Annotated in this window: 14 protein-coding genes; 6 read left to right on the forward strand and 8 right to left on the reverse strand. The window is 49.5% G+C overall.

The genetic code is table 11. The features are described 5' to 3' along the window. Positions 1 to 19 precede the first annotated feature (19 nt). Genes BUC30_RS08880 through BUC30_RS08905 form a run of 6 tightly spaced genes read right to left on the reverse strand, consistent with a single transcriptional unit; the run spans position 20 to position 4,164 of the window. The gene (locus BUC30_RS08880) at positions 20 to 985 is read right to left on the reverse strand and encodes an RluA family pseudouridine synthase (RefSeq protein ID WP_073424497.1); all 966 of its coding nucleotides are present in this window, start codon (positions 983 to 985) and stop codon (positions 20 to 22) included. Between the two features lies 1 nt (position 986). Further along, positions 987 to 1,616: a nicotinate-nicotinamide nucleotide adenylyltransferase gene (locus BUC30_RS08885; RefSeq protein ID WP_073424498.1), complete on the reverse strand. Its 630-nt coding sequence runs from the start codon at positions 1,614 to 1,616 to the stop codon at positions 987 to 989. A 25-nt stretch (positions 1,617 to 1,641) separates the two neighbouring features. After that, the gene (locus tag BUC30_RS08890; protein ID WP_073424499.1) at positions 1,642 to 2,286 is read right to left on the reverse strand and encodes a hypothetical protein; all 645 of its coding nucleotides are present in this window, start codon (positions 2,284 to 2,286) and stop codon (positions 1,642 to 1,644) included. Position 2,287: 1 nt separating this feature from the next. Beyond that, positions 2,288 to 2,698 (reverse strand): hypothetical protein, encoded by a 411-nt coding sequence (locus tag BUC30_RS08895; RefSeq protein ID WP_073424500.1) that lies wholly within the window; start codon positions 2,696 to 2,698, stop codon positions 2,288 to 2,290. Between the two features lie 4 nt (positions 2,699 to 2,702). Then, complete coding sequence (gene rsgA, locus BUC30_RS08900) at positions 2,703 to 3,911, reverse strand: ribosome small subunit-dependent GTPase A (protein ID WP_073424501.1); 1,209 nt, start codon at positions 3,909 to 3,911, stop codon at positions 2,703 to 2,705. Beyond that, positions 3,901 to 4,164 (reverse strand): hypothetical protein, encoded by a 264-nt coding sequence (locus BUC30_RS08905; protein ID WP_088629177.1) that lies wholly within the window; start codon positions 4,162 to 4,164, stop codon positions 3,901 to 3,903. The genes rsgA and BUC30_RS08905 overlap by 11 nt, the downstream gene beginning before the upstream one ends. A gap of 271 nt (positions 4,165 to 4,435) precedes the next feature. Here BUC30_RS08905 and BUC30_RS08910 point away from each other — a divergent pair, with 271 nt between their 5' ends. Continuing rightward, positions 4,436 to 5,401, forward strand: coding sequence for a UbiA family prenyltransferase (locus tag BUC30_RS08910; protein WP_073424503.1), 966 nt, complete (start codon positions 4,436 to 4,438; stop codon positions 5,399 to 5,401). Between the two features lie 232 nt (positions 5,402 to 5,633). Then, complete coding sequence (gene purF, locus BUC30_RS08915; RefSeq protein ID WP_073424504.1) at positions 5,634 to 7,019, forward strand: amidophosphoribosyltransferase; 1,386 nt, start codon at positions 5,634 to 5,636, stop codon at positions 7,017 to 7,019. 109 nt (positions 7,020 to 7,128) lie between these two features. Here purF and BUC30_RS08920 read toward each other — a convergent pair whose 3' ends face one another. Then, the gene (locus BUC30_RS08920; protein ID WP_073424505.1) at positions 7,129 to 8,049 is read right to left on the reverse strand and encodes an NAD-dependent epimerase/dehydratase family protein; all 921 of its coding nucleotides are present in this window, start codon (positions 8,047 to 8,049) and stop codon (positions 7,129 to 7,131) included. A gap of 113 nt (positions 8,050 to 8,162) precedes the next feature. Between BUC30_RS08920 and BUC30_RS08925 the strand changes: the two genes are divergently transcribed. From BUC30_RS08925 to BUC30_RS08940, 4 genes are read left to right on the forward strand one after another with little or no spacing between them, the layout of a single operon-like run. After that, positions 8,163 to 9,197 (forward strand): D-alanine--D-alanine ligase family protein, encoded by a 1,035-nt coding sequence (locus BUC30_RS08925; RefSeq protein ID WP_073424506.1) that lies wholly within the window; start codon positions 8,163 to 8,165, stop codon positions 9,195 to 9,197. A 2-nt stretch (positions 9,198 to 9,199) separates the two neighbouring features. After that, positions 9,200 to 9,829: a tRNA (adenosine(37)-N6)-threonylcarbamoyltransferase complex dimerization subunit type 1 TsaB gene (tsaB, locus tag BUC30_RS08930; protein ID WP_073424507.1), complete on the forward strand. Its 630-nt coding sequence runs from the start codon at positions 9,200 to 9,202 to the stop codon at positions 9,827 to 9,829. 5 nt (positions 9,830 to 9,834) lie between these two features. Then, positions 9,835 to 10,263: a ribosomal protein S18-alanine N-acetyltransferase gene (rimI, locus tag BUC30_RS08935; RefSeq protein WP_073424508.1), complete on the forward strand. Its 429-nt coding sequence runs from the start codon at positions 9,835 to 9,837 to the stop codon at positions 10,261 to 10,263. Between the two features lie 5 nt (positions 10,264 to 10,268). After that, on the forward strand, positions 10,269 to 11,264 hold the full coding sequence (locus BUC30_RS08940; RefSeq protein WP_073424509.1) for a YdcF family protein: 996 nt from the start codon (positions 10,269 to 10,271) through the stop codon (positions 11,262 to 11,264). A gap of 120 nt (positions 11,265 to 11,384) precedes the next feature. Here the strand turns inward: BUC30_RS08940 and BUC30_RS08945 are convergent, their stop codons facing one another. Continuing rightward, a complete protein-coding gene (locus BUC30_RS08945; protein ID WP_073424510.1) occupies positions 11,385 to 13,052 on the reverse strand; it encodes a glycoside hydrolase family 9 protein in 1,668 nt (555 codons plus the stop codon). Positions 13,053 to 13,128 lie beyond the last annotated feature (76 nt).

Here is a 13,128-nt window from a genome sequence, read left to right on the forward strand (position 1 = left end):
GGAGACGCTGTAGGGAGTCTTATTCTTCCAACAGTCGTTGCATGTCAGCGGGGTACGCATGGCTTTCGAAGGTGCGGGGTTCTTTCCAGTACGGGAGCTGGAGTTCAACCTTGTACGCAAAAAGCATCTGGTTGTGGGCGCCAAGAACCTTGATATCTTCGTCAGTAAGTTCACCACCCTGCGCGAGTTTCTGGTAAAATTCACCATCGCGGTAATACAGGCGGTCCCCCACAATCGGGTAACCCATTTCAGCGAGGTGCGCACGAATCTGATGCTTACGTCCCGTAATGAGCTCCGCCTCGACAAGCGAAAGCTCCGGCGCAATTTCTGGGCAATCCAAATGGCGCACGAGCTTAAAGCGCGTAAAGCATTCCTTGCCACCTTCACGGTGGTGCATGCGCAAGCGAATCGGGTCTTCCGGGTCTTCACGCAAAGGCATGTGGCATTCCACTTCGCCTTCAGGGAACTTTCCACGCACGACCGCAAGGTAGAACTTGCGGAGCAAAATGCGGTCCAGATTTTTTTGGAAGCGTGCGGCCGTTTCGCCATACCTTGCAAACAAGATAAGTCCGCCCGTATCGCGGTCTAGGCGATGCATCGGCGTTGCCGTCTCGGAATCAAATTCGCGACGGATAATCGCAGCAAACGTGTTGTAGAAAATGCGACCCGTATGATGCACCGGGACGCCTGCCGGCTTTGCGACTAGAATAAATTCATCATCCTCAAAGACCGTTTCAAAATCGGTCGGGACTTCAGGCTCGCTGTAGTTTTCGACATGGTACACGACCTTGTCGCCACGATGCGCTACAGTCTCTACATTGGCAGTTGCACCATTAATCGTCACGAGTCCGCGCGTCAGGCGATCCACCCAGTCTTCGCGGCTGTGGTACGTGAAGCGATCACAAAGGGAATCGAGCAAAAGGCGGCCTTCGTATTCCGGGCGCACTTCGCTTTCAAAGAACATATCTGACGGAGCCTTGCCCATTTTATTCCCTGTACAAATCGTGCTTGATGATGTAATCGTAAACGGACTGTTCCAACCCCTGCGGGCAAACACCCCGGTTCAGCAAAAGCGATCTGCGGATGGCAGTACTTGAATAAACGCCGTTAAAGCCCTGTTCCGGTCCAAGCCAGTAAAGCGGAGCGTAACCGTTGCGCTTATGTTGTTCCATATCCGGCTGTGGGTAGCCATTGCGGGCAAAGACAATCAATTCAATATCGCGAAGCAGCAAATGACCGTTGTAGTTCGTGCCGTAAAAATTCAAGGGGTCGCGCCAATGCGGAATACCTTCGTAAGTATCGGCACCCGTGAGCAAGCGGAAATTGATATCCGGGAATTTTTCCTTGAGGCTCATCAAGAACACGTAAGAGCCGCGGTAATCGCCTTGCTGTATTTCCAGATCAGAAAGGAACAAACGCTTATCGCCCGAGAATGCAAGTTCGAGCATCGCAAAGCGGTCTTCTGGCGAAGCGTTCAGTTGCTTGTCCCAGCGGTCGGGACTCGGCATAAACCAGACTTCATCACAAAAACCACGATCCAGACAAGTTCTAGCCACACGCATGTGGTCTTTATGGACCGGATCAAAAGCACCACCCAAAACAGCAACATTCTTCATTACAAAACTCACCAATAATTACAAATTAATAGACAAACACAGAGAACCCAAGATTCATCTGCCAACGTCCACCAGTGACATCCCTATCAATGATGGGGTCATAATGTTCGCGCACCCAATGATAACCGATATCCAACGTCAAGAACGTTCTCGAAAAAACAATCCAGAACGTACCAAAGCCTAAGCTCCATTCGTTCCACGCAATGTCGCCATTTTCACTGAGAGCACTAGCTCTGGAATATGAACCCATTACATAAAATTCACTGAAAAGATGAGCGCCCACATCAACGCTAAAGTCCGAAGACTTGACTTCGCTTTTATGATTATCATCATCCTTTTCTTCATAGTTTGAAAAACCGTAACCAAAACGGACAAAGGCAAGCCCAGGCATCCAAGCGCCAATCATCGGCTTAATTTGGCAAATGCCAACACCGTGACCCTCGCCTACGCCCGTTCCAGACCCCAGTCCAAAAGAGCCTCCCAAGAACAGAGGCCAGCGCATGTTAGTTCCGTTTCCTGTAGAGGCACTTCCAAAAGGACTAGAGACAGCCGGAGTCGATCCCATCGAAGTTCCCTGGGCAAAAGAAGAGGTCGCTCCAACAAAAGCAATGGCAAAAGCAACAATAACGCACTTTGCCCAAGCCCACAAATTTTCATTCAAACGTTTCATATTACAATACCAAAGCTAAAGCAAAGACAAGCCCCATTACCGCATTCAAAAGAGCATCGTACTTTGAGACAAGAAAATTCTTTTGAGAAAGCGTTCTATCGTGTAGGACTTGAATCAAGACCTTATCCGAAATAAGCAACGTGATTAACAACTTGCCGACCACAACAGCCACAAGCCAAATCACAATATCCGAAAAATAAATCAGCACCGAATAGCCAACAGACAATACGCTAGACAGCAAAAGATTGGACCTGCGCAAATCAGCATCAGAGGCGGCATTGTCTTTTGCCATTTGCAAAAACTGGCTTGCTTTTTCAGAAACGACCTTATAGCTAGCCACAAATTCCGAAATATTATAGCCCATCAGAATAATCGAAGCGATGAGCGCAATTTTTACAACATAATCAGACATTGAATTACTTTCCTGAATTCAAAATTCGTACATAGCTTGCATAACGGGCTTCGGAGATTTTGCCCGATTCCACAGCCTCACGCACAGCGCAACCCGGTTCCTTGAGGTGCTTGCAGTTGCTAAACTTGCACGTGAACAAATCATCATCGAAGAATCCCGGAAAAATCTTTGCCAAAGTTTCCGGTTCCATATCCATAAGACCGATGCTACGGATGCCCGGCGTATCAATCACATAACCGCCACCCGGGAAATCGAACAAGCTCGAAGAGGTCGTCGTATGGCGACCCTTGCCGTCGCGTTCACGGACATCTCCCGTGCGCAGTTCGGCGTGCGGAACAAGCTCATTGATGAGCGTAGACTTGCCGACACCGCTCATGCCACTAAAGACCGAAGATTTACCGACGAGTTCATTGCGCAGGACTTCGAGACCATCCCCGCTTTTAACGCTCACGGGAATCACCTTGTCCACGATTTTCATAAAGTCGCGGATATCCGTCGATAGGTCCGCTTCGCCATTCGGCAGCAAATCCATCTTGGTAAGCACCAGCACAAACGGCAAATCGTTCAAGTTTGCGGCAAGCAAAAAGCGGTCCATGAACCCGTAGTTGAATTCCGGCTGCGTCACACTCGCGACAATCACGACCTGGTCGATATTCGCGGCAAGCGTCTGCTGCTTGTAGAAGCTATCGCGCGGACCCGGGCGCTTGAGTTCGCTCTTTCGCGGGAGCACTCGCACAACGCAATACTTCTGCGAACCGACACCATCGCCTTCGTCATCAGCATCATTCACGAGTCCGAGCAAAACGCGGTCGCCCACGGCAGGGAATTCCCCAAGCGTCTTGGAGGTGGTCGCACGGTACATGGCTGTAACAGTAGACGGTAGGAAGTCGGAAGTAGGAAGGTTGTCATGCCCGCCTTGAGCGGGCACCTCCTTCTCGTTTAATCTCACTTCGCAGGTGCGGCGGTGGACTTCGAGCACAAGCCCTTCCACGCAATTTTCTTCACCGATGTTTTCGACCGGATTCTTGATGCGCTTGATTTTCGCCTTTTTAAATTCGCGGCTGAAACGCTCCTTGATTGGGCGTTCATCAACGACTCCCGATTCCAATTCTCGCATCACGTCGATACGGCGGCTTCTGTGTTCGCGTCTAGACGTGCGAACACTCTTCAATGGGGCTTCATTTTCGTCGGAATCAAAATCGTTATTTCGCATCTTTCTTCAATTTAGAAAGTTTTTCGTCTTCGAGCTCCCGCGCTTCTTCCAATTCCTCTTCAGTCACAGGGCGTCCACGGCGAATTGATTCCATCAAAAAATGAATCGCCTTCAGGCGGCCATTGCACTTTTCGATGCAATTGTCATAAAAACCTTTCGTTTTCCAGTCACTTTCGGGAATATGTTCCGAGGCGTACAGAAAATGCTCGACACAAATAGAAAGCTGTTCCGCTTCCTTTCTCAAATCTTCCAAATTACTCTTCGTAAAAAAAGGCATAGTGTAAAGATAGAAATTAGAACTTAGAGCTTAGCCCCTATAGACATCATGTTGAGTTCAAAGAACGAAACATCCAGTTATTTCTTGATAACTAGACTTTACTGGATCTATCGCTTCGCTCTGGATGACGTAGCAGTATAGTCGAACTGAACTATTTTTTCGCACATTTAAGGCAATTTTAAAGACATGACTCTTTTCACAGAGGTATTTTTTGTCTATTATTCTGCTATAATCGAAGGGAAAATCAATGATTTCTACGATCTATAAGCTTTTTAAGATGACTCGTCCCGTGAATATCGTGATTGCCATAATCACACTTCTCGTGGGCTACACTTTACTACAGCACAACCCCACCCTCCCTGTTTTAATCCTGCAAATGCTCGGTTTTGCCACCGCCATCGGATTCGCCAACATCCAAAACGACATTCTCGATTTGGAGTGCGACAAGCTGAGCCACCCGGAACGCCCCCTTGCTACCGGCGAAGTTTCGGTCAAGGCAGCCCGCATAACATGCTATACCTTGGCAGCTATAACACTTCTTTGCGGAATTGGCGATAGCGTCATACAAAATATCAGATTCATTGATATTGTTAAAGACCCAGAACACGCTCTTGATTTCGGCTGGATGGGCGCACTCATCTTGTCTTTCCCGATGTGGTTCTTTGCATTGCTTTGCGCACTACTCGTTGCATACAACCGCACGCTCAAGCGTTCTCCAGCACTCAAGAACATCACAGTCGCGTTCCTTTGCACAACTCCGCTACTGTATGCCGTTCAACATTTCTTTAACTTTTCGAACCACGACTTTCCTGAAGAACACATGTGGGCCATCATCCCCGCGATTCCATTTGCGTTTTTGCTGACCATCGCCCGTGAAATCTACAAGGACTTGGAAGACAAAACGGGAGACCTCAAGGCTGGCATTATGACATTCCCGCTCGTTGTTGGAGACAAAGTAGCAAGAAGACTTGCTGGCGATATCATCATTTTCACGTGGATTTCGCTCCCAGTCCCGGTTTTCTTTTTAGACAAACTTTTCGACCACAATTATCCGCCGATTTTCCTCGCCATGACAGCAGCGACACTAACCCCTTGTTTCTTCATCGTCATCATGAGTGCAAGCAGCCAAAATTACCGTCGTGCACAGACATTCACAAAATTTGCAATGTTACTCGGGCTCATTTCACTCCTATTTTGCTCAATAGTCCAATAACAATCCGCGCTATTAACGATTTCCATGAATCTCCTCATTTTCGAGGAGATTTTCATTTTGTGTAATGTTTTACATTTTGTGTTTTACAATTTACGTAATATCATTCGTAGAAAGCGCGTTTTACGTTTATGGCACGCATTTTGCTAATCCGCGGCGTCCGCTTCCCCGCTTGCACCCGTATGGGTGAGCTAAGGCCCTCGAGGCAAGGGAGGCTCCACTTCAAAGAGGCGTTATGCTCGAAGAATTGCATGAAGAATGCGGCGTCATCGGTATCTATAACGGTGATAATGTGGCCCGCAATGTAGCCATGGGACTTTACGCATTGCAGCACCGCGGTCAAGAAAGTGCCGGGTTCGCTGTTTCTGACGGAGACAAAGTCCGAGTCCGCAAGTCCATGGGTCTGGTTTCCACCCTTTTAAGAGATTACAACATCGACGAACTGCAAGGTTTTGCAGGTATCGGACACGTGCGTTACAGCACGACAGGTGCCTCCACCCTCGCGAACGCTCAGCCGATTTTGATCAGCTGCAAATGGGGACAAATCGCAGTCGCCCACAACGGGAACATCACAAACGCTCCCGAACTCCGCGCCGAGATGGAAGCCGACGGTCATATTTTCCAGACCACATCCGATTCTGAAATTCTCCTGCACGAAATCGCCCGCACCAAGGCGGACACTTTAGGCGAAGCCATCAAGATTGCCATTACCAAATTTACCGGCAGCTTCTGCCTCGTATTCTTAAGCAAAGACACAATGTACGTCGCCCGCGACGGTTACGGTTTTAGACCTCTTTCGATTGCCCGCATGGGTAAATCCTGGTGCGTCGCTAGCGAAACTTGCGCTTTCGACTTGCTCGGTGCAAACTACGTTCGCGACATCCAGCCCGGCGAATTCTTGACCATTACCAAGAACGGTCTCCATTCCGAACGCTTTACGCAAAAAGACCGCCTCGCCCACTGCATTTTCGAATACATCTACTTCAGCCGCCCAGACTCCAAGATTTTCGAGCAGAGCTGCGACAAGATTCGCCGTAAGATGGGCAAGCAACTCGCCAAGGAATGCCCGGTCGATGCCGATATCGTTATTTCTGTGCCGGATAGCGCCACCACAGCCGCGCTCGGTTACGCACAAGCTAGCGGCATCCGTTTTGAAATTGGACTTTTGAGAAACCATTACGTGGGTCGCACCTTCATTGACCCGACACAGAATGTACGCGAGCAAAAGGTCCGCTTAAAGTTCAACCCGATTGAAGGTGTGCTTAAGAACAAACGAGTTTGCGTCGTCGAAGACTCCATCGTTCGCGGCACAACACTCCGCATTCTCTCTAGAATGCTCCGTGATGCAGGCGCCCTCGAAGTGCACATCCGCATTGCATCACCTCCGGTCGCCCACCCGTGCTTCTTCGGGATGGACTTCCCGAGCCAGGGCGAACTTGCCGCAAGCTCCATGACTCCCGACGAAATCGCCAAGATGCTCGGTGTCGAAAGCCTCGGCTACCTGAGCGTCGAAGGCATGAAGAATTGCACCGGCGAAGGTGAAAACTACTGCGCCGCATGCTTTGACAACTGCTACCCCGACTACATCGGCGCCCATGCCGAAAAGACGAGATGCGGGTAAACTAGACGAAAGAACGCCCGCATTAGCGGGCTATCGACGAAAGACGAGAGAGGCGGGCTAAAGCCCGCCTTTTTCTATTGACCAAGGACCAATAACTAACAACTATCGCTTATGCGTTTTCGAAAGTCCAACGGATGTGTTCGTCTAAGTAATCGTGAGCGTCAAACGCAAGACCGAAGCAATCCCTGATTTTCTGAACATCATAGAGCATTGGTTCATCGCTCCAGCCCATGTCGGTTTCCACAATCTTGGAAGTACAACCCGGCTTGAGGGCAATCATCTTCTGCGCGATTTCCTTCCAGCTAATCCATTCCGAACCGAGGCCCAAGAAGATTTCTTCGTTGTAGTCGGATTCCAGCAATTTCATATAAATTTGAGCCTGCTGGGAAGCATGGATAAACTGCGTACCGTCGTTCTTGATGATGTTGATATCGCGGTTTTCCTTGACGGCGTAAGCCATTTCAAAAAAGCGGCGGTCCGGCTGCGAACAGCCATCGGGGAACGCCGGATTGCCAAACGTATAGCCCGGACGAATGATGTTGCGCTTCATCTTGACTTCGGGGAACTGGCTTCCGTAACCGTGGCTAAAGCCAAGTACAAAAGCTTCGCCCGCCGCCTTGGTGGCGCCGTACAAGTCAATCGGCATATTGCTTGTGGTTTCGCGCATTTCGGAACGCACACGGCCCATAGCCGAAGTACTACTCGTCATGATGAACTTTTCACAGCCTGCACGAGCGGACATTTCCAAAAGAGCCACCGTTGCACGGGTATCGTTCATGAGCATAGCGCTCGGCGTATCGCCCCAGCCAAGAGCCACGTGGATGCAAGCATCGCAACCAATCAGTCCTTCGCCCATTTTTTCAAAATCCGTAAGAGCAGCCTCGACAAACGAGACATTCGGATTAGCTCTTAATGTCGGCACCTTGTTCGGGTGGCGCGTTGCGACAACAACTTCGTGACCTTTCTCCAAAAGCGCCTTGACCACGTAATGGCCAATAAAACCAGTTCCACCCGTTACAAAAACTCGCATAAGAACTCCTTTTTCAACACCTATCTTTTTCAATATAGATTATGTCAGTTCAATCCGGCAAGAGTTTACGTGAAATTACTAGATTAAATCTCGAAATTTCTAGTGAGGTTTTTATGTCCCGTTTACGCGTTTTGGTATTGATGGGCGGTCCATCTACTGAACATGATGTTTCTGTCGTTAGCGGTACTGGCGTTGTGCGCGCCATGGATCCGGAAAAGTACAATATCCACCCGGTGCTCATCGACAAGGACGGCACCTGGCACTGGTCTTCCCGTGAACTTTCTCCGTACCAGAAAGCAAATTTCTCGGCAAACTATTTCCACAGCCTCGAAGGTTCAGCCGCCAACAAGAAGAAGTCTCCGGCACTTTCGGAACTCCCGTCAGCTGACATCGCATTCCTCGCCCTCCACGGCAAGTGGGGCGAAGACGGCCACATCCAGGCAATGCTCGAAAACTGGAACATTCCGTACACGGGTTGCGGCCTTTTGGCATCGGCACTCGCCATGGATAAGATCAAGTCCAAAGAAATTTATCGTGCAAATGGCATCCCGACTCCGCCTTACCGCGTCATCTGGAAGCACGACTTTACCGGTGACACACTCGTAAGCGTTGCCGACGAACTCGGATACCCGCTCGTGATCAAGGACCCGCTGGGAGGCTCTTCCATCGGCATTGGCATCGCCAAGAATCTCGACGAAGCAGGCAAGATTGCACAGGACTTGTTCAAGGATTCTAACCGTTTGCTCTGCGAAAAGTTCATCGCCGGGGGCGAAGCTAGCTGCGGCTACATCGAAGGTGAAAAGCCCTTGCCGCCGACAGAAATGCGCATGACGACCCGCGAATACTTCGACTTCGAAGCGAAGTACAACGGCGAATGCCAGGAAGTCACTCCGGCTGAATTTGCACCGGAACTCACCGCACGCATCCAGGAACTCGTGAAAAACGCCCACTACGCTTTGGGCGGCGCAGGCTACAGCCGCACGGACGTCCGCATCACAAAAGATGGCGAACTCTTTGCAATTGAAACGAATACGCTCCCGGGCATGACCCCGACATCGCTGTTGCCGCAACAGGCAGCTTGCGTTGGCATCACCTACAGCCAGCTCATCGACCTCATCATCGACAAGAGCTTGGAGATTAAGCGTTAGTCATGAACTACGATCTTTTTGTGGACACTTCCCGAAAGGGGATTGCGATGGCGCTGTGCGCGGACTCCGTGTACGAAGAAATGATCGATCCGTCTGCCAAGGGCGAAATCCTGAGCGCAAGCTTGGATAACCTTTTGGCTAAGGTCGGCGCCACACTTGATGACGTGAAGCGCGTCATGGTGACTGTCGGACCGGGTTCGTTCAGCGGACTGCGCACGGGCGTTGCATTCTGCCAGGGGCTTTGCTTCAGCGGCAAACGCAATTTGTATGGTGTGACGACATTGCAAGCACTCGCCTGCTTCGCCGGCGTTTCCGATGAATCTGTTGCGGTCGTAATTCGTGCACGCAATGGATTCTGGTACTTGCGCTTGAACAACGAAGAGAGCTTTATCGAAACTGCAGACGTTGTTGCACGACTCCAGGCAAGTTCTGTGAAGAACGCCGTTGTCGATGCAGCTGCGCTTGCAGACGAAGCGCTCGTCGCCGTGTTCAATGACAAGGGAATCGCAACGACTCTCGACACCGATAAGAAGCTCAACATGTGGACTCCGCTTTTTGATACAGTGAAGCCTTCGCTCATTCAAGAAGCAAACTACATCCAGCCCTCTTACTTCGAGAAGCTGAAGGTGTAATCACAATGCTACTGCGCGAGATGACCGAATCCGATTTGCCACAAGTTCTCGAATTGCAACGGGAACTTTCGTTTCAGGATTGGAACGAAAAGCAATTTTCGTCGGAAATCCGTGCAAGTTACGCGTACTGCGTTGTTTGTGAAGAAGCCGACAAGCTTTTAGGCTACGCAATATTCCATTTGCTCGGTCCCGATTCCGAACTGTTAAGTATTGCGACACGCACATCTGAACAGCGCAAGGGCATCGGGAGCCAGCTTTTGAAAGCGGGCTTGGACAAACTCACCGAAAATGGTGACCAATGCTTTTTAGAAGTTCGCGATGGCAACGCCAAGGCTCGCGCCTTTTACGAGAAGTACGGATTCAAGCTGTATAGCGTTCGCAAAAAATATTATTCCGATGGCGAAGACGCCGCATTGTACAAATTCAGCAGGTAATTATTTTGTCAATAATTCGCAAATCCGACAAGAACGATCGAAAGAAAAAGAACTTCAGCGTGGGCATAGCGCTGCTGATTTTATTTGTTATTGCAGTCCTCACATACGCCATTTTTGAAAAGAGCGGTCACTGGCTTGTCCAAAATGATGAAGTCGACCACGTCAAATGGGTTGCAGTACTCGACGGACAAACCGCAGATCTTGAACGTAGCGATTATGCGGCAAATCTCGTCAAAGAAGGCAAAGCCGATTCCGTATTGCTCCTTGGTCGCCGTGTCTACCGAGAACGCAGCAATTCCGAATTCTACGCCGAAGACTTCATGAAACTCGGCGCATTTGATAGCAACGCCGTTTTCCTTGTTCCGCACAACGACCCCTCCACCATTAGCGAAGCCTACTCAATTATTCCCTGGTTAAAAAAGCATAATATCGATACAGTTCTTCTGCTGACTGATGCAGCATCTACGTATCGCGTCAAGAGAATTTTCCAAAAACTTTCGGGCAACAGCCCTGTTTACGTGACCAAAGACATCCATCACGTGACATACAATCCCAACTGCTGGTACAGCAATCGCGAGTCGCGCAAAACCTGGCTCCGTGGCTGGGCTGCACTTTTTGCCTCATACCTTGACCTGTTCAACACAGACACGCTTGAAGCAGTCGATTCCTCTTATTACAAGCCTATTAAATCCTACGCAGAATACAAACGCGAATTCCGTTCTAACGTCAACTTGCAAAAAATCTTGCCGAAAATTGAAGACAAGATAAAGACAGAATCGGAAAAAGAAGCTGTAAAGGATTCTGTGAAAGCAACGATCAAAGAATCAGCAAAAGATTCTAGCAAGGCCCAGGAAAAAGCTCCTGAAAAAGCTCAAGCCAAGGAAACGCCTAAAGACGCGCCCAAAGCCTCGGCTAAAGAAACGCCGAAGGATAAGGCTACGGAAAAGAAGACTGATGCTAAAGCGCCTAACAAGACGCCAGCAAAGCAAGGCAAGAAATAACGAGAAAGACAACCCCAATTACGTCATTCTGACACCGAAGGTGGAAGAACCCAGTAAAATCTAGTGTTACAACAAGACTTGACTGGATGGGGCAAAGCCCCATGACAGTGAGTCGGTGAATTAAACGCTTAGCAGCAACAGTGCGGCGGTCAGGGGCGCACTCCAGTTGATAGCGACTTCGTTACTCGCAAAAGAGCATTGTTCGTCAGCATAGGACATGCCACGAGCGTCACCCAAATAATGCGAATTTCGATGAGTATCTTGGCGGTCTTCGTTAATGCCACCAACGACAAGTCCCGGCACAGGTTCATCAACGCCATCGGAATGGCTAATGCGATGGTGCGGGAACTTCGGAGAACTCCACGCCGAGCCTGTTACAAAGCTAACATCCACAGGATTCTTGCCGTAAATAAATTCAATTTGTTCCATCGCCGCATTGCGATACTTCAATTCATCAAGCCATTCATACGCCAAATACAAAGTCAGCGCATGGTTCGCAATATCGCCATTGCTCCCCCAAATAAACTTGCGGATCGAAAGTCCATACGGGTCTTCATTTTGCAAATGCATAATTTCATCGGCTGTGTACTTGAACGCCATTCGAGCACGGTCTTTCCACTTGCAATCAGTCGTTGCCAAGGCAAACCAAGCCAAGTTCTGAGTCGAACGCCATTGCAAACCGTACGTCGGCAAGTACGTATCCATATCCACCAATAATTGACTTTCCAGGCGTTCAAGCATCCCGGCAACGCCCACATCAGCGATACTTTCAACATTTTTCAGTTCGCGGTACAGCATGGCTCGCGCCCAGAAAAAGTCATCGCCTAAATCAGAATCGCCATAGCCGCCGCTGCCTTCCGTATTGTGCGGCCAATCAACTTCGGGATTTTTCTCAGCCCAAAGGAAAGCCCGGATACTAGCAAACAAACATTTTTCTGCAAATTCGCTATCGACATTTGCGTAAACGTGATGCGCCTGTGCAAGCGCGCCCGCAAAATTCAAAGCCGAAGATGTAGACTTGCCAAGAATGTAGCGCTTTTGAGAAGCATCCGATTCCGACGGAGTCACAAAGCCATCCCAACGGTAAGGCGTTACCTTGAAAAATACGCCACCATCTTCGTCTTGCATGCGCAAGAAAAATTCCAGTTCAAAACGGATTTCATCAAGCAAGCTTACCGGCAGTTCGTACGTTTCCTTGAACGCCGCCCCACCAACAATCGAAGACTTTTGAGAATGAGCCTGCATGAGTTCGCAGCCAAGCATCAGCGTCGCCACGCTCACCCCACCATTCACAATGTACTTGCCGTAATCTCCTGCATCATACCAGCCGCCATGAGCGTTCCAAAGCCCAGCACGTTCCATCGTCGGGTGGAATTCCAGCTTATCATCCAAGTGCGCCGCCGGGCGGGCCCAAAGCCCCGCCAAGCGTTCCGGCAATTCGACACCGCTCCGTTGGTAATAGAACGACTTGATATTTGCCTTGAGTTCGCGAACGAGCCATTCATCCGAGACTTCAAATAAATGTGACTTCACATCAAAGTCTTCCAGGACAATCTGATATCGCCCCGGTGCCGTTACAGCCGTAAAAAAGCCTTTGTACAAACACTCGCCCGTATATGCGCAACGGGAAATTTTTTCAGTCTCGCCCTTATAGACTTCGCGAGAATCGCTGTCCAAAATTTTGAACTTGACCGAAGGCAAAGAAACGTCCTCCGAAAAGGCGACCAAAAAAGTCTTGGAAGCCGAGGGAACGTAACCGGGATGACAATAATGGATTTTCGCGTTCATACCCTAAGAATAACTTTTTTCGGACAAAGACGGAAAACAAATCGCGACAGACGTGTTTACCTTAGGGAACATAACA

Source organism: Fibrobacter sp. UWB7, assembly GCF_900142945.1.
Lineage (GTDB): Bacteria > Fibrobacterota > Fibrobacteria > Fibrobacterales > Fibrobacteraceae > Fibrobacter.